The following is a 15,809-nucleotide window of genomic DNA, read 5'->3' as shown; positions in this document are numbered from 1 at the left end:
AGCCATGAAGCCCGCTATATCGACCATGCAGACTGCAGCATTAGTTCAAAGCGCCATTACGCCAACAATGGTATTGGCGGTGCCAAGCATTATGATCAGCATCGCTAAACAAGACGCTTGGATATCCGGAGTTATAGCGCTTGTGGCCGGTATGGCGATGGCTCTGGGGACCGCCTTTATTTGCAAGGCGAATAAGGGACAGTTGTTTGTAAGCTGGATGGAGAGCAGCTTCGGCAAGCCTGTCGGCATTGCGATTGGGCTGCTGCTTGGCATTTATTATTTCAACTCCTTCTGCATCATCGTGAGGTCTTTCACCAACTTTGTATCGGATATCGTGCTGGATCAAACGCCGCTGTACATGCTTGCGGGCATTATGGTGGCGGTAACCGCGTTTACGGTTATGCAGGGAATTGAAGCGTTGGCCCGTTCGGCTTTTGTCGTATTGATCCTTATTCTGGTTGTTGTTCCGCTGTCCGTCTTCGTTTTGTATACGGATATCGATTTCAAGAGGCTGCTTCCGCTCTTTGACGAGAGCGCGGCAAGGATGATGATCGCTTCGCTTCCTCCGGTGGCGTTGTTGTCGGAAGTGTCGGTCCTGCTTCTGCTCACCCCCTATATGAAAAAGCCGGCAGCCGGCTTGCAGGCAGGCCTAGTCGGTACGGTGCTTGGAGCTTTGCAGCTGCTGCTCGTGTTATTGCTGGGACTGACTATTTTTGGCCAGCAGCTTGTGCCGATGATGTCTTACACGTTCGTTAACATCATGGCCATTGTTGAGGTTGGAGAGTTTCTTGAACGAATTGAGGTTTTTACCGTTTCGGTCTGGTTTCTGACGATGTATATCAAAATGTCCGTGTTCCTCTTTGCTTCGGTGCATTGTCTCGTTCATTCGCTTCGTCTGCGGAGCGAACGGCATATGGTCTTCGGCTTAAGCGTGCTGGCCATTGTGACCTCGTTGACCGAATGGCCCCGCAACATGGGAGGAGGTTTTATTTTTGCCGTCGTTAATATTCCTTTACTCTTTATCGGAAATATCGTGTTGCCCTTATTGATTGCTTTGGGACTCCTTATTACGAGAGGCAAACGGAATAAAGGAGGCTCGCAAAGCTCATGAGGATCCGAATAAAATCTTTTCTGAGCGTGGTAGTACTGCTGTTTGCCGCGCTAGTAACAACCGGATGCTGGAACCGAATTGAGTTGAACGAGATAGCCATAACGTCCGCAACGGGTATCGACTGGGATGGCGAGAACTGGATTGTGTCCTACCAAGTCGTTATACCTGCCGCGATCTCCTCGGTTACGGGCGGATCGGGAGGTACCGGTCCGAAGTCGCCAATTATTGTGTACTCCACAAAGGGCAAGACAATTCGCGATGCTATTATGCACAGCTTTTCCGAAAGCCCGCGCAAGCTGTTTTTTGCCCATAACCGCGTCGTTGTGATAGGGGAAAAAGCAATGCGGAAAGGGGTAAACGAGCTTATTGACGTGTACTTCCGCAATTCGGGGTCCCGTGAAACCGTAAGCGTGCTGGCCACTCCCGGAACCTCAAGGCGGGTGCTGGAGCAGTTCATGCAGCTGCAGGCGATTTCCGGCGCGGGGATGAAAGAAATTATTTTATCCGAAATGAAAAATACGTCCATTTTGCCCAATGTACCGGTCTACCAGCTGGCGATGGAAATTACGGGAGACGCGAAAAGCGCGGTGGTGCCCGAAATTTTTGTATCTGGATCAGAGGATACCTCTTCTTTGGATTCGTTTAGTAGCACTTCTATTCCGTCGAAGCTGAAGCTAGGGCGCCTCGCTATTCTGAAGAATGACCAAATGATTGGCTGGATGAGCAGGAAGGAATCTCTTGGTGCCGCTTATTTGCGGGATAGCGTGCAGCAATCCTTTGTTGTAGTTCCATGCGAGGATCAGGAAGGGAAAAAGGGCTTCGATACGGTGCAGATTTTGAAGTCGAAGACTAAGATCATACCCAAACTTCAAGGCGGGCAGCTCAGCTTCAAGGCTGATGTTGATGTAACCGGTACATTAATGGAGTCGAATTGCGCGCAGGATTTATTTAAACCCGGCGTGATTCAGTCGCTTGAGAAAGAGGGAGAAGTACAGATTATCGCCATGATGCAGGAAGCATGGAAGAAAGGGCAGGAGCTTCAAGTCGATTTGTTCGGAGCGGCGGAGAAAACGCATCGCAAATACCCGAAGCAGTGGAAAGAGTGGAGCAACAGTTGGGACGAGGTGTTCGCGAAGTCGCCGCTAGAGGCGAAAGTCAAATTCCGCATGGCCCGGATGGGATTAAGCAACAAATCGTTCCAATACCTGCTGGATAAGAAGGAGAAGTAAGCATGCGCTACATCGTGATACTTATTTTGCTGGCTTACGTTGTCCTGCTGATTGTAGGAGGGAAACCGCTTGCTGGCAAAGGTTGGCGGATGGATCTTGCCGTATACATCGGACTTTTGACTTGGAGTACATTTATCGCGGTAGGGCTTGCGGTAGATTGGTCGGCTGCGTCCTTCTGGACGAGCGTTACGATTGTTAACTTTGGGCTCGAGCCGTTGAGGCAATTGCTACAGGGAATGATCGGATGGAGTTTTGAGTAACAATTGTCACAGTGGTTTATTTAGGGCTTTTAGATCGGTTGCGGTTAGGTATTTAGGGTAAGAGTAGTTCTGGTAGGACCCGCTTGCGCGGGTTCTTGTTGCGTCTATTTCCTACGTTAGATTCATTTATGGTCTGTTCGTGCCGAATAAGAAGGAATTATGACGAAGGTCAGCGAATCTGATGAGCCGCTATTATTCCATCAGAAGGTGTGATCATCGTTGAGTAGGCAGTCCAAGTGGGTCTTTTGTATGATTATGGTGATGATGGCTTTGGTGAGTTATCCGGGGGGATCTCACGCACAGTCGAACACGGGTTTTACCATTAACGTTCCTTATACCGTCCAGCCGGGGGATACGTTGTTTGGCATCTCGAAGAAATATTATTTGACCGGCAATTACGAGCAGGTCGCTAAGGCAAACGGTCTTGATCCAACAGCAGGTTTAAAGGCGGGGGTGGTCCTGTCTTTGAAAAATCCTCTCGTTCTGGAATACTATACGGTTGAGCCCGGGGACACGCTTTATTCCATTACGAAACAGTACTTTAACCGCAATAATTATATGAATGCCTTGATGGCTTACAACGGGATCGAGGATCCGAATACGGAGCTGAAGATTGGGATGGCGCTTCGCGTTCCGCTTCGCTCGGGTGAAGGCAAACATACGGTAGTTAAAGGGGATACCTTATACAGCTTGTCCGTCCGTTATTACAAATCGCAGGATTATCAACAGGCAATTGCCGAGGCGAATGGACTAGGCACGGACTTGAGCCGGATTCAGGCGGGGCAAGAGCTGCAAATCCCCAACCCGTATTACATGGTGAAGATGGCGACAGCGACAACAGCAACCGCGGTGCCAGCCAAGCTGTCTATCGATATCGACATTACGAAGAACAAGCTGTATGTGAAGTCCGGTACAACGGTCAAGAAGACGTTTAATATCGCAAGCGGCAAAACAGCCGGACTAACGCCAACCGGCAGCTTCGAGATTATTACGAAAATCGAGAATCCCTGGTATTCCGCCAAAGGCATTCCGGGCGGCGATCCGAAGAATCCGCTTGGCAGCCGTTGGCTTGGCCTAAGCGTTCCGAACACCCAAGGGACCAAATACGGCATTCACGGCACAAATGCTCCTTCCTCGATCGGAACGAAAGCAAGCGCCGGCTGCATCCGAATGATGAACGAGGATGTAGAATGGCTGTACGGCACGGTACCGACGGGGACAAAGGTTACGATCCATAAATAAGAGTGACGGAGAGGGGCGGCTTAGGCTGCTCCTCTTTATTGTTTTTAGGCTTTGTTATGCTTCGTTGTTGATTTTGCAATTAAGCGATAGGAAGGATACTTACAATATTTAGGCGAATATCTTTAGGGTGATTTTGTAAAAGGAGTCGGTGGTTGATAATGATAAGATGGCAGTTGAATAAACCGCAGAAAATACTTGTATATGGTTTTTTATCGCTTGCCGCCATATACCTCTTATTTTGCCCTGCAGTGTCGCCAGAGCTAGCGATAAGAAGACATTTGCTTTTCACGAATCCCGCTCACTTATTGTCGCCTGTCCAAAAGGGGCCCATGTATGGCTATTATGCGGTTCCATCAATCGAGCTATCGTCTATATGGGTCAAAAAAAACGCCATCGGATGGTATATTAAATCAAGCGGTACCGGACCTTAAATATTTTCTAAGGTATGTCGATTAATTTGTTTGCCGTTCGTCGATTAAATAGAGGCTGGAATGAATGCTTCAAACTCACGTTAAAGGAGAAATGATATGAAATTTCTATGCTTGGGTTATTTGGAGTCAGCTAAAATGGATGCCCGCCCCAAAGATGAGATTGATGCTATTATGAGCGAATGTACGCCTCACCTAGACAATTTCTACAAGAGCGGCCAAGTGATAATCGACGCCGGTCTCTCATCCGAAACGAAATGCTTGCGGCAGGCAAATGGGAAAGTGAAAGTTATGGACGGTCCTTTTATCGAAACGAAGGAGATGATCGGTAGTGCTTTTCTAATAGAAGCACGGGATATGGAAGAAGCAATCCGAATTGCTTCTTTGCATCCAACTGTACAAGTGGCATCGGGCGAGCAGTTTGGATGGGGGATTGAGATTCGGCCGATCCATTACTTTGAATCGGGAGATTAGAATCAAATGGAGAGAAGGAGTGAAGAGGGTGCAGAGTGATGTTATTGTCCAGGCAGAGGACCCGAATTCACGCGATGCTAAAGAGCTAATAGAGTTATTATCAGATACCTTGCAGTCCATAACGGGTGATAGTGGAAAGAATTCTTTCGACATATCGGATGTTACTGTTCCCCGTTCGTTATTTGTTCTTGCACGCAATCAACAAGGAGAGCCTATTGGTTGCGGAGCGATTCGTCCAATCGACTCCAATATAGCAGAATTAAAAAGAATGTATGCCAAATCGAAAGCTAATGGAGTTGGCTCTGCTATTTTGTCCTATCTAGAGGAACAGTCGATGAATTTCGGCTACTCTCAAATATGGCTAGAAACACGTGCAGTGAATCAGAAAGCGGTTTCGTTTTATGAAAATAAAGGATACAGCCGTATAGACAATTATGGTAAATATATAAACCGGGAAGAGTGTATTTGTCTCGGTAAGTTCTTAAGCTAAAGCAGAACAATAGCTCGACAATAAAAGCTGCATCAGATTCGGAGGATCTGATGCAGCTTTTAGAAGTAAAGTTCCTTCATCAATTCGCGGATTCTGCTAATCGCTTAAGCACCGAAAGTACGGATTGACCGTCCTCCCCTTCTTCCGAGCTTTCGCTGTTATCATTGTCAGTACCCGGTCGATTGTCGCTCTGTTCGATGGTGAGCAAAGTGCCTTCCTTTTCATTAACCAAGGTATAACTCATCTTGAAGTAATTGTCGGGCTTGTCCTCTAGGCCTGGCCGCGGGGCGAAGAGAGAGTAACTGAGAGACTGGCAGGGTGAATATTCCAATACCGTTCCCCACTGTTCATAAATATTGCCCTCCCACTCACTGCGGAACCGAATCTCACTGCCGATCTGCCAATTGGTAATAAGATCACTGCCGTACTGCCACTGCTTAACTTGCTCTGGTTTTGACACCGTATCCCACACTCGTTCCGCGGGTGCATTAATAAATATGCGAGATGTGCTGGTGGCCATCTAAGTCTCCTCCTCGAGTGGTTCCTGCTTTTAATATGTAGTATTCGGCAGTTTTTGGTAAAACCCTTCCAGTTATTCAATTTGAACAAACCTATTTTTTAAAGATTGAAGTCATATTTGATGTAGTTGCTAATGAACGCTTTGTCATCTTCATCGTCTAGATCATAGAACCATTCGGAGTGAATCCATAGAGGCAGCTGCAGGGTGGATTCCAGAGCTTGAACGGCTTCTTCCGGATTCTCCAGTTCCAGGGCTTGCATAAGCTGCTCGGTATGGTTAAGTCCCAAATGCGCTGACAGGATCGCGATATCGGCTTTTTTAGGCTCCAGCTCATAATCTTCGATTACCTCCGGCGAACTCCACAGATGCCCTGTCAGGCATTCGCCATTGTAATAGAGATTAATCTCGAATAAATCCTCATCGAAATAAGAACAGGTCAAGACAGGCGAGGCGATATGGCGCGATAATGCTTCGCCAACTTGTTCTACCACGCCCCAGCCAAACAAGTCATTGAGAACGCTGACCCAATCGGATTGGAGACTACCAACGTGGAAAATATTTTGTAGTAAATCTTCCAAGTGAAGATTTGCTTTGGCTTTTCCGTCAGCTGAGGCAGTTGGCTTGTTCGCGCCGGAAAGTCCTTTCAGAGCGGCAATGACCTCAGCTTGATTAGTTGTTTTTACGTGCAGGTTTCCGAATTTAGTTCCCATGATGTCGTATCCTCCAGATGTAACGAGATTCGCTCATCAATAATTCGTAACAGGGTGGCGGATAACCTTTTGAATTAATTTTCCACATTTTTCTTATGGGGAACATGAAGTCGGCTGTGTGCGGGGAATTAAGGTCCCTCAGGGACCTTAATCCCCCCGAGGAACTCTTAACGCTTGCCCTACGCTTTCCCCATCAGCTTCGAATCCTTCGGCAGCAGGAATGCGCATAGACCAAGCAGCGGGAGGAAGGAGCAAAGCTCGATCGTAAATGCGACGTCCTTCACGTCGGTCAGCCAGCCGAGCAGAACGGAGCCAAGGCCGCCCATGCCAAAGGCGAGGCCGAAGAACAAACCGGATACGGTGCCGATATGCCGTGGCATAAGCTCCTGGGCATACACGATGATGACCGAGAAGCCGGACATCAGAATGAGACCAATCGCGCAACACAAGGCGAGGGCGACGCCCGGATTCACATATGGCAGCAGCAGCGAGAACGGCGCGGTTCCGGCGATGGAAATCCAGATCATCGTCTTGCGGCCGAATTTGTCTGCAAGCGGCCCTCCAAGCAAAGTGCCTACCATGCCGGCGAATTGCAAAGCGAACAAGCAGATTTGGGCGCGAGAGAACGACAACCCGTAATGATCAATGAAATAGAACGAGTAGTAACCGGTCATGCCTGCAATGTAAACAAACTTGGAGAACAATAGGATGATTAACAGTCCCATCGTTCCTGCCACAAACCAGGTGGAATGAGCTGATTGCTGGTCCAGCAACCGGTTAGCGGCTTTTTTGACTGAGGCGGCAGTAACGAGCTGACCCGCATACCAGCGGCTAATGACGAGCTGCAACGCGATTCCGATTACGGCAAAAATCGTAAACCACAAGAAGCCCCGCTGGCCTTGCGGCATCAGCAGAAAAGCAACAAGCAGAGGTGCCAGCGCCTGTCCGGTATTGCCGCCAACCTGAAAGATAGATTGGGCCATGCCTTTGCTTCCGGAAGCGGCCATCCGCGCTACCCGGGAAGATTCCGGATGTAGGACGGATGAGCCTACCCCAATCAAAGCGGCCGACACAAGCAGCATCCAGAAGTTGTCCGCATAAGCAAAGCCGAATACGCCGGCGAGCGAGAAGACCATGCCAAGCGGAAGCAGGAACGGCATGGGCTTTTTATCCGAGACATACCCGATAAACGGCTGGAGCAGGGATGCGGTAATGTTGAGCATAAAGGCAACCCAACCGATTTTGGTGAAGCTCAGATGCATTTCGGATTGAAACAACGGAAAAGCGGACGGTACGGCAGTCTGCATCGCATCATTAAGCAAATGCGCGAAGCTGACGCCAAACAGCATCCAAATCGCAGAATTGCGCTGAACCTGTAGAGCTGCGGTAGAATTCATGGAACGAAAGCCCCCTTTATCATTTGCTTCAGTATAATGGGGGGAGCGGGGAGCGGTCATCAGCGAAAAGTGCTGCAAAACGAGCAACTTTTGCTATAATGATGGCAGGTGAGAACATATGGAGATGAAGGTAGAGACGGATTGGATCGAGTTATGGCAAGGCAGCCATGGTTTCAGGAATGTCCCGCATAAGCATGATGACTGGATGCAAGTGACGCTGCCGATCAAAGGCATCGTTCATTTTACGCAGGAAGATCGCAGCTACGGCTTGCGGCAAGGAAACGGACTTTTGCAGCCGCCGGGGACGGAGCATCATTTTTATCTAGGCGAGCAGTCATCCGTTATTATTATGAAAGTCCGCGAGCAGGGAGCGGGAGGAATGGCGTCTATTAACCCGCAATTTACGGCAGGATCGGAGCACGATATCCGGCAGCATTTCCATGCGGAGGATATGGTTGGCCGTTTCCGCGGTTGGATGCTGGCGCTTATTCAAGGCCAGGCGTTGGCCGATCCGCTTGCGGTGCAAGAAGTGGAGCAGGACGTAGTCGCTTATTTAGGCGGCATGCTGAAGCTTGAAGACCGGAAGTCATCCATGCCGCCGGGCATTTGCGATCCGCATCTGGTAAGAGCTTTAGCCTATCTTCATGATTGCTATGCCGATACGATAAATATCGACGAGCTTGCCGGGATCGCGCTGCAAAGCCGGTATCATTTCATCCGGTCCTTCCGCGAAGCGACCGGAACGACGCCTTATCAATATTTGCTGAAATTACGGATCACGGAAGCGATGAACAGACTGAAGCGTTCGGACGCGACAATCGCGCAAATTAGCGAAAGTCTGGGTTTCTCTAGCGCCAGCCAGTTCCATCGCAGCTTCTCGAAAATAACCGGCGTAACCCCGCAAATCTACCGCCAGCAATAATAGCATGCCACCCTTCCGATTAAGGAAGGGTTTTTGTCTACTTGACCTTCACATTAATGTGAGGGTATATAATCAGTTCGAATCGACCATGCAGGAGGCGTATACGGATGAAAATCGGAGAGCTTGCGGCCCGTACGGGAGTCAGTTTAAGGTCGCTTCGTTATTATGAGGAGCAGGGATTGCTTACACCAATCCGGCTGGAGAACGGATACCGGGAATATTCGCCGCTTGCCGAAGAGCAGGTGCAAACGATTCAGCTGTATCTTCAGCTTGGCTTAACGACGGACCAAATCGCCGGCTTCCTGCATTGCGTCTTGAAGAACAAAGAGGCGTTCTGCAAGGAGGTGCTCCCGATCTACCGCGAGAAGCTGGGGGAGATCGAGACGCAAATTCAGCTGCTCAGCAACATTAAACGCAATCTTGAGGACCGCATCCAGTCGATTCTAGAAGAGCAGAAGGAAACGGAGGAATAAAGATGAGCGTTACCACAATAGACGGCCAATCGTTCCGTCAGGCCGCTCTTGGCGCAGGAGCAACAACTCTGGTTGAATTCGGGGCGAAATGGTGTCCCCCATGCAAGGTTCTGTTGCCGATTCTGGATGAGCTGCAGCAGGAAGAAGGCGAGCGCGTTACGATCCTTCAGGTAGACTGCGACGAGTCGCCGGAGCTTGCTTCCGAATATGGCGTTATGTCGATGCCAACCGTCATTGTGTTCCATAACGGCGAGCCGGTGGATAAATTTATCGGTCTCCGTCCGAAAGATGTTTATCAGCAGGCCATTGCAAGATACGCGGAATAGAGCCCTTACGCAAAAAGCAGTCCCCCGGCATCAGCCGAGGGACTGCTTATTTGTTATTTCAAGCCTTTTTGCGCAAGGAACGCGTCCCATTGCTTCTGAACTTCCGCGTCTACCTTCTCCTGGCCGGACGCTTTCAGCTTCGCCACGTATTCCGGCAGCACTTTGTTTGGATCAACCGCGCCGGTCTCGAGCGCCGTTTCGTATTCGTTTTTCACTGCGTTGATGTTGGCATTCTCGGCTTTAATATTTTCTTCGTTGACGCCAAATCCGCTGCTCGCCAGAACGACGGCATTGTCGTTCAGTTCAATCGTCTTCTGCCATGTATCGGCGGCCATGCCCGGTTTCAGATACGCGTTAAACTGGTTGCCGAATACCCAGTCGCCGTTAGGCGCATAACCGGAACCTTCGATTGGCTTGATTGTGGTGTCGTCGACTTTCTCGTAATGCTTGCCTTCAATGCCGTTACAGATCAGATTGTACAAGTATTTGTCCGTGTTCAGAAGGTTGATCAGCATAAGTGCGCGTTCCGGATTTTTCGAGTTTTTGTTAATGACATGCATAGCGCTGGCGATGCCTGTGAAGTAGCTGTCGGAGATCGGAACGTACACGACGTCATTGCCGCCGTTGATCGCTTTTTCGCCAATCTCGCCGCCCGGTTTCGAAGTGAACTCGATCGATACCGCAACATTGCCTTTTGCTTTCAAATCGTTAATGTTCTGGAGGACGGGAGCATCCTGATTGATATAGCCTTTTTCGTACCAATCATGAAGCTTTTGATAGTAAGGCAGACGGTCATTGGCCGATTGCAGATAAGTCCAAAGCGTATAAGCCGGGTCATCCTTCTTGTAGTAAACAGGAGAGCCGTCCGTACCTGCAACCGCATTGTCAACATACATCCCGCGGGAGTTTTGCGCCAGACCAAGCGGTACAACATCCGGTTCGTTTTCTTTCAAAGTTTGCAGGAACGGCTCGATGTCGGCGTAGGAATGGATAGTCGAGACGTCCAGATTGTATTTATCAATGAAGCGCTTCTGAATAATCAAGCTCTTCTGTTTAGCTGCTACTTGATAGATGGGGAAGCCATATACTTTGCCGTCTGCGGCAAACATATCCGGCCAGAATTTATCGGGAATGTTCGCGCGTGCTTCAGGAGCATATTTGGCGAGCATATCATCCGTGATTTCTAGATAAGCCCCGCGGTCGATATACGGCTGATAGTTGCCGAGCCAGCCTTTGGAGCTCCAGGCAATATCGAAGTTCTCGTTAGCGGCGAGCATCGCGTTCAGCTTAGGCTCGTATTCGTCGAAAGTAAGCGGCTTCAGTTCAACGGTCGCGTTGATCTTTTCCTGCAAGTATTTGTTGATCTCGTCATTCACAAGCTTTTGGTCCGGACCAGGATCGGCCGCAACCGGATAAAGGAACGTAAGCTTCACCGGATCCAAAGCCGGCTCCGTAGATTCGGCAGGCGATTCGCTAGCCGCAGTTGTTGGATCCGCAGAAGGCGATGGAGATGTATTATTGCCATTATTGCCGTTATTGCTGGAACAAGCAGCGAGAATAACAAACACGCAGGTGACAGTCAGCAGCTTGGCGATTAATCGGTTCTTTTTGATATTCACCGTGAACCCTCCTATTATTGTTCCTGATTTAGTAATACTACATTTCAGTGAAGCAGACCTGCTAAGCCGGAGAATAGCTGCAGATCACCTCCTAAAAAGAATTCTTTTTGCTTCGAAATGGTAGATCAGCCCTTCAAAGAACCAACCGTTAACCCTTTGACGAAATACTTCTGGAAGAACGGGAAGATGACCAGCATCGGTCCGCTCGCGACAATCGCCATCGCCATTCGCACGGTAAGCGTTGGGAATTGCGCGAATTTGAGCTTATCCGCCACTTCCGCCATCGGCGAGTTTGCGAGAAACTCGGCCTGCGATAGAATCCGTACGAGAAGAAGCTGCAGCGGCACGTATTTGTCATTGTCGATGAAGAGCAGCGCGTTAAACCACTCATTCCAGTAACCAAAAGCGATGAACAAGCCAAGCGTTGCAAGGGCAGGCGTGGACAGCGGCAATATAATGGTGAAGAAGATCCTGTATTCCTTCGCTCCGTCTACCTTCGCGGATTCAATGATTTCCCTCGAAATCTTGTCGAGAAAGCCTTTCATGATCATGATGTTGAATGGACTCATGACGGCCGGAATGATGAGAGCGGCGAGCGTGTTTTTCAAATGCAGATATTGGGTCATCAGAATATAGAACGGAATGAGACCGCCGTTAAACAGCATCGTGAAAAATACGTAAAACGTCAGCGGACGTTGGTAACGGAAATCGCTCCGGGAAATCGGGTAAGCCATAAGGGCGGTCATAAACAGCGATAACACGGTGCCGATGACGGTAATGGCGATTGTAACCCCGTAACCTCTAATTAGCGGCTCCGGCTTCTCGAACACGATGCGGTAGGCTTCCAGGCTCCATTCTTTCGGGAAAAACTGATAGCCGAATTGATGGAGGCTGTTCTCTGAACTAAGCGAGATCGAGATCACAAGAACGAAAGGCATCGCAATGAGCAGACAGACGATAATGAAATACAGATTAATAAAGGTATCAGCAACTTTGATTTTCATAATTAGGCAAGCCTCCTCGTTCAGAAAAGCGCACTGTCTTTGTCCACTCGGCGGACAATAAGGTTAGCGGTGACGACGGTTACGAGTCCAACGACGGATTGCAGGAATCCGACGGCGGCAGCAGAGTTAATATCTCCAAGCTTCGTGAGGGCACGGTAGACGTAGGTATCGATAATGTCCGTTGTCGGGAAGTTAGGTCCCACGTTATTCGGAACGAAGTAATGAAGCCCGAAATCCCCTCTGAATATATTGCCGAGACCCAAGATGAACAAAATAATGACAAGCGGCTTCAGGAGCGGCAGCGTAATCCGGGTCATCATCTGCACGCGAGAGGCTCCGTCCAAACGGGCGGCTTCATAATAATCCGTACTGATTCCCGTAATACCGGCGAAATAGACGAGAGTGGAGAATCCAACGCCTTTCCATAACGCCACAAGCGGGAGAATAAATATCCAAGGTGTCGTCTCGAGGTACCAGTTGTGGCCTTTGGCGCCGAAAAATTCAAGGACCGTATTCAGGTACCCGTTCTGGAAATCGAGAAAAGCGTTGCCGATGTAGCCAACCAGCACCATTGATATGAAATAAGGAAGGAACAAAGTTGTCTGGTATACCTTGATCAGCTTGCTCGTCAGCTCGTTAAGTAGCAGCGCTAGCAGAAGCGACACGGCCATCGTAAGCAGAATATACGAGATGTTGTAGAGCAGCGTGTTGCGGATAATGCGGAACGCGTCTTGCGCTTTGAACAGAAACTCGAAATTGTCGAGGCCAACCCATTTGCTCCCGAATATCCCCTGATCATACCGAAAATATTTGAAGGCCAGGATCAGCCCGACCATAGGCAAATAGGCAATGACCAGTTTGAATAAGACGCCGGGGAGGGCAAGCAGGATCAGTTCGCGGTTTCGCCGGATATGCCAAAGCTCTTTGGCCAGCCAGCTTTTGCGTTTCTTAGATGTAGGTGCTGCGGGCTGTTCCTGGTTGCTCGGGAGACCGGCAGGCGGGATGTTCGTCAAGTGCATCTCCTCCAATCTTTGATGAGTCCAGCATGCCACGGCCGCGATTCTTCCGGATAGAGTTCATTGTTTGAATAACTGTAGAAGCGTGCTGTACTTATTGCGAATTACTGTTTTATACAGCTTGCTGCCGCAAAAAAAACCGCCTGCTCCCTCGCGGGTTAACAGGCGGCTAATGGTTAAGAGATCGATTTCTTAATGCGGAATTCCTTCGGCGTGCTGCCGAACTTGCTTTTGAATAAGCGGAAGAAGTAGCTCTGGTTGCCGTAACCGACCTTCTCCATAATTTCCGTAATCGTGCTGTCTTCCTTCAGCAGCAGCTCCTGCGCCTTGCGCAGACGGACATCGTTCAAATACTCCGTAATCGTGAGCCCGCAGCTGTCTTTGAACAGCTTGCCGACATAAGCGGAGCTTAACTTGACGGTTGAAGCGATGGATTGCTGGCTCAGATTGAAGTCGCTGTACTTCTGCCAGATCAATTCCTTGACCGTCTCGATAATCATCTCGTTTCGTTCCATGCTGGAAGGTTTCGCTTCTTCGCAGATGGCGGTGCAGAGAGACAGGAAAGCGAGATGCAGCTCGTCAAGCGTATAGTAATCCCGCGGAAGGAGAGGGATTCGCTCGATGTCGACGGATAGATGGGTAATGCGGTTGTTCGTAATGTCAGCCGCGGCATTCTTAATCAGCCAAGCCATGTCTGCGATCGCTCTTTGCATATCCTCCAGCTGCATCTTGGACAGCAGATCAAAAGCCCGTTCCAGCTCGCTGCCCGAATCGGTCAACTTCCCCTTCTTAAGCGCTTCGGACAGCTTTTTCTCCACGTCATCGGGCAGAGATTTCTGTTTGTTCTCCAGATTTGTACGTATATCCTGCATTTCTATAATCGCTTTGTAACCCATCAGAATGCTGTATTGGCTAAGCTGATAGGATTGGTAGTAGCTTGCGGACAGCTGGCTTAGCTGAGGCGCGGCTTCGCCAATTCCGCAAGTAAGAGAGAGATCATAGTAACGCTCCAGCACTTGCTGGACATCGGCAATCGCCCGCTTGATCGCATCCGCTTCCATGGAGCCGGATAAAATCAAAGTGAAATGGTCTTCCTGCATATCGATGATTTCACAGTGGAATGACCGTGCCATTACTTCCATTGCGATATTCGTAACCGCGAACCGATGCAGCTTCTTCATGGCAGGCGAGGTTCTGCGGTCGTAGTCGTCATAGCGGTCGATCCGAAGCGTGCAGACGGTAAAAGGCCCAGTCGGAATGAGCTTCAGTTCATGCTTGCCGATCAGCTGCTGCATATCAAGCTCGGATAAGCTCCGGTTATCGGTCAGAAATTTGCGGACGTAATATTTGCGGACGATTTGCTCTGAACTAATCTCCTGCAGCTGCCCGGAGAGCTGCTCGTATACATCGCTCATCACATCCAGCTCATTGCGGGTACGACTGTCCGGTCCATTGTTTCGCATATGCGGCAAAATCCGCTTTAGCATCGCTTCGATTGGGCCATACAGCTTGTAACTTAGCCATATGGATATCCCGATGGACAGAAGGATAAAAGCGCCGGTTAAGGCATAATTCCTTGTCCGCATATCCGAAACCGCCTGCATGATCTCCTTGTAAGGCTGCATGTACAGAATGGTCCAGTCGCCAATGCCGTGCAGGTAAGTAATCATCACCTTATTCCCGCCTGAATTGCCAATGACAAATCCGGAACCGTTTGTTCCTCCGGTCTTCCCGTCCGGCTCCTGGATCAGCCTGCCGATCGCCTCCTGATCGAGGGGCATGGTTTGCTCCGAATGTCCGTTATTGAACAGCTGGCCGTCTGCGGTCCGGATGAGGATCTCGCCGCTGTTTCCGCTGCTGACTCCGTTCAACTTGTTAAGGCTCTCAAATACCCAGTCGGGTTTAATAAACAAGATAACGGCAGATTGGCTGGGGGTGAAAGAGTTGTACGTATCCGTCACGATAAACGCAAACGAATCAATATTGCTGGAGTTATGCAAGCTGAACGGGATCAGCCTCGAGGTTGGCAAGGAACCGCTGGAGCTATGCAAAAGCCACTCCAGGATGCTGCTTTTTGTCGTGCCGCCATCGACGAGGAAATCGCTTGAGGAGCCGTACAGCTCGCCGGTTGTGGCGTTGTACACCGCCATGGAATGCAGGAAGGAGGAGCTTTCGAGCATATTGTACATTTGCTGGTAGCCGCGGATGTAATCCATTTTCGGCAGATTGTTGCTGAACATAAGCGGGATTAAAGCATTGTCCCGATAAGCGAAAGAGGACAAGTGAACGATGATTTCATTCATATAAGAAAGATTATATTGGGTCTGGGTCAGCACCTTCAGGTTGGCGTCTTCCTGGACATGCTTGACGGACCTTTCGAGAAGGTAGGTATTTGTTGCGGACAGGCCGGTGAGGATTAGCGCCATCGTCAGCATGATCGAAAACAACACGCGTTTGAAATATTTTTTGGAGGTAAAGTAGCCATAGGCTTTCATAAGTGTCCCGCCCCTTTATCCTGCATGTAATCTCTATATGTATAGTTGTAAACGCTATCAAACAGTTGCGCAAGGGTTATTTTAGCTGTAATC

The 15,809-nt window shown here is 49.4% G+C and carries 16 protein-coding genes; 9 read left to right on the top strand and 7 right to left on the bottom strand.

Annotation, left to right across the window (positions count from 1 at the left end; all coding sequences use genetic code 11):
• Nucleotides 1-4: 4 nt before the first annotated feature.
• The 6 genes from QQK89_RS10800 to QQK89_RS10775 all read left to right on the top strand — a co-directional run bounded on the left by QQK89_RS10800 (nt 5) and on the right by QQK89_RS10775 (nt 5,234).
• On the top strand, nt 5-1,111 hold the full coding sequence (locus QQK89_RS10800) for a GerAB/ArcD/ProY family transporter (RefSeq protein WP_284238567.1): 1,107 nt from the start codon (nt 5-7) through the stop codon (nt 1,109-1,111).
• Nucleotides 1,108-2,340, top strand: a complete 1,233-nt coding sequence (locus tag QQK89_RS10795; protein ID WP_284238566.1) for a Ger(x)C family spore germination protein — start codon at nt 1,108-1,110, stop codon at nt 2,338-2,340. The genes QQK89_RS10800 and QQK89_RS10795 overlap by 4 nt, the downstream gene beginning before the upstream one ends.
• Nucleotides 2,341-2,342: 2 nt before the next feature.
• Entirely contained in the window at nt 2,343-2,600 is a 258-nt protein-coding gene (locus QQK89_RS10790) for a hypothetical protein (RefSeq protein ID WP_284238565.1), read from the top strand.
• A 249-nt stretch (nt 2,601-2,849) separates the two neighbouring features.
• Nucleotides 2,850-3,842, top strand: a complete 993-nt coding sequence (locus tag QQK89_RS10785) for a LysM peptidoglycan-binding domain-containing protein (protein ID WP_284238564.1) — start codon at nt 2,850-2,852, stop codon at nt 3,840-3,842.
• A 527-nt stretch (nt 3,843-4,369) separates the two neighbouring features.
• Complete coding sequence (locus QQK89_RS10780) at nt 4,370-4,744, top strand: YciI family protein (protein WP_284238563.1); 375 nt, start codon at nt 4,370-4,372, stop codon at nt 4,742-4,744.
• Nucleotides 4,745-4,772: 28 nt separating this feature from the next.
• Nucleotides 4,773-5,234, top strand: a complete 462-nt coding sequence (locus QQK89_RS10775) for a GNAT family N-acetyltransferase (RefSeq protein ID WP_284238562.1) — start codon at nt 4,773-4,775, stop codon at nt 5,232-5,234.
• Nucleotides 5,235-5,313: 79 nt separating this feature from the next.
• Here the strand turns inward: QQK89_RS10775 and QQK89_RS10770 are convergent, their stop codons facing one another.
• From QQK89_RS10770 to QQK89_RS10760, 3 genes are all read right to left on the bottom strand, one after another.
• Nucleotides 5,314-5,754: an SRPBCC family protein gene (locus QQK89_RS10770; protein ID WP_284238561.1), complete on the bottom strand. Its 441-nt coding sequence runs from the start codon at nt 5,752-5,754 to the stop codon at nt 5,314-5,316.
• 98 nt (nt 5,755-5,852) lie between these two features.
• On the bottom strand, nt 5,853-6,464 hold the full coding sequence (locus tag QQK89_RS10765; protein WP_284238560.1) for a hypothetical protein: 612 nt from the start codon (nt 6,462-6,464) through the stop codon (nt 5,853-5,855).
• Between the two features lie 179 nt (nt 6,465-6,643).
• Complete coding sequence (locus QQK89_RS10760; protein ID WP_284238559.1) at nt 6,644-7,861, bottom strand: MFS transporter; 1,218 nt, start codon at nt 7,859-7,861, stop codon at nt 6,644-6,646.
• Nucleotides 7,862-7,979: 118 nt separating this feature from the next.
• Between QQK89_RS10760 and QQK89_RS10755 the strand changes: the two genes are divergently transcribed.
• The 3 genes from QQK89_RS10755 to QQK89_RS10745 all read left to right on the top strand — a co-directional run bounded on the left by QQK89_RS10755 (nt 7,980) and on the right by QQK89_RS10745 (nt 9,582).
• Nucleotides 7,980-8,783, top strand: a complete 804-nt coding sequence (locus tag QQK89_RS10755) for an AraC family transcriptional regulator (RefSeq protein ID WP_284238558.1) — start codon at nt 7,980-7,982, stop codon at nt 8,781-8,783.
• Nucleotides 8,784-8,890: 107 nt separating this feature from the next.
• Nucleotides 8,891-9,256, top strand: coding sequence for a MerR family transcriptional regulator (locus QQK89_RS10750; RefSeq protein ID WP_284238557.1), 366 nt, complete (start codon nt 8,891-8,893; stop codon nt 9,254-9,256).
• Nucleotides 9,257-9,258: 2 nt separating this feature from the next.
• On the top strand, nt 9,259-9,582 hold the full coding sequence (locus QQK89_RS10745; RefSeq protein WP_284238556.1) for a thioredoxin family protein: 324 nt from the start codon (nt 9,259-9,261) through the stop codon (nt 9,580-9,582).
• A 53-nt stretch (nt 9,583-9,635) separates the two neighbouring features.
• Here the strand turns inward: QQK89_RS10745 and QQK89_RS10740 are convergent, their stop codons facing one another.
• The 4 genes from QQK89_RS10740 to QQK89_RS10725 all read right to left on the bottom strand — a co-directional run bounded on the left by QQK89_RS10740 (nt 9,636) and on the right by QQK89_RS10725 (nt 15,716).
• A complete protein-coding gene (locus QQK89_RS10740; protein ID WP_284238555.1) occupies nt 9,636-11,201 on the bottom strand; it encodes an ABC transporter substrate-binding protein in 1,566 nt (521 codons plus the stop codon).
• 125 nt (nt 11,202-11,326) lie between these two features.
• Nucleotides 11,327-12,205 (bottom strand): carbohydrate ABC transporter permease, encoded by an 879-nt coding sequence (locus tag QQK89_RS10735; protein WP_284238554.1) that lies wholly within the window; start codon nt 12,203-12,205, stop codon nt 11,327-11,329.
• Nucleotides 12,206-12,225: 20 nt separating this feature from the next.
• Nucleotides 12,226-13,224: an ABC transporter permease gene (locus QQK89_RS10730; protein WP_284238618.1), complete on the bottom strand. Its 999-nt coding sequence runs from the start codon at nt 13,222-13,224 to the stop codon at nt 12,226-12,228.
• 173 nt (nt 13,225-13,397) lie between these two features.
• On the bottom strand, nt 13,398-15,716 hold the full coding sequence (locus tag QQK89_RS10725; RefSeq protein WP_284238553.1) for a helix-turn-helix domain-containing protein: 2,319 nt from the start codon (nt 15,714-15,716) through the stop codon (nt 13,398-13,400).
• Nucleotides 15,717-15,809 lie beyond the last annotated feature (93 nt).

The organism is Paenibacillus glycanilyticus (genome assembly GCF_030161375.1).
Lineage (GTDB): Bacteria > Bacillota > Bacilli > Paenibacillales > Paenibacillaceae > Pristimantibacillus > Pristimantibacillus glycanilyticus_B.
Note: the sequence above shows the minus strand (reverse complement) of the source record. Positions and strands in the feature narration are given on the sequence as shown.

Coding starts and splice junctions, on each gene's coding strand:
- QQK89_RS10800 (WP_284238567.1), top strand. CDS start 5: ATGAAGCCCGCTATATCGACCATGCAGACTGCAGCATTAGTTCAAAGC.
- QQK89_RS10795 (WP_284238566.1), top strand. CDS start 1,108: ATGAGGATCCGAATAAAATCTTTTCTGAGCGTGGTAGTACTGCTGTTT.
- QQK89_RS10790 (WP_284238565.1), top strand. CDS start 2,343: ATGCGCTACATCGTGATACTTATTTTGCTGGCTTACGTTGTCCTGCTG.
- QQK89_RS10785 (WP_284238564.1), top strand. CDS start 2,850: ATGATTATGGTGATGATGGCTTTGGTGAGTTATCCGGGGGGATCTCAC.
- QQK89_RS10780 (WP_284238563.1), top strand. CDS start 4,370: ATGAAATTTCTATGCTTGGGTTATTTGGAGTCAGCTAAAATGGATGCC.
- QQK89_RS10770 (WP_284238561.1), bottom strand. CDS start 5,754: ATGGCCACCAGCACATCTCGCATATTTATTAATGCACCCGCGGAACGA.
- QQK89_RS10765 (WP_284238560.1), bottom strand. CDS start 6,464: ATGGGAACTAAATTCGGAAACCTGCACGTAAAAACAACTAATCAAGCT.
- QQK89_RS10760 (WP_284238559.1), bottom strand. CDS start 7,861: ATGAATTCTACCGCAGCTCTACAGGTTCAGCGCAATTCTGCGATTTGG.
- QQK89_RS10755 (WP_284238558.1), top strand. CDS start 7,980: ATGGAGATGAAGGTAGAGACGGATTGGATCGAGTTATGGCAAGGCAGC.
- QQK89_RS10750 (WP_284238557.1), top strand. CDS start 8,891: ATGAAAATCGGAGAGCTTGCGGCCCGTACGGGAGTCAGTTTAAGGTCG.
- QQK89_RS10745 (WP_284238556.1), top strand. CDS start 9,259: ATGAGCGTTACCACAATAGACGGCCAATCGTTCCGTCAGGCCGCTCTT.
- QQK89_RS10735 (WP_284238554.1), bottom strand. CDS start 12,205: ATGAAAATCAAAGTTGCTGATACCTTTATTAATCTGTATTTCATTATC.
- QQK89_RS10730 (WP_284238618.1), bottom strand. CDS start 13,224: ATGCACTTGACGAACATCCCGCCTGCCGGTCTCCCGAGCAACCAGGAA.
- QQK89_RS10725 (WP_284238553.1), bottom strand. CDS start 15,716: ATGAAAGCCTATGGCTACTTTACCTCCAAAAAATATTTCAAACGCGTG.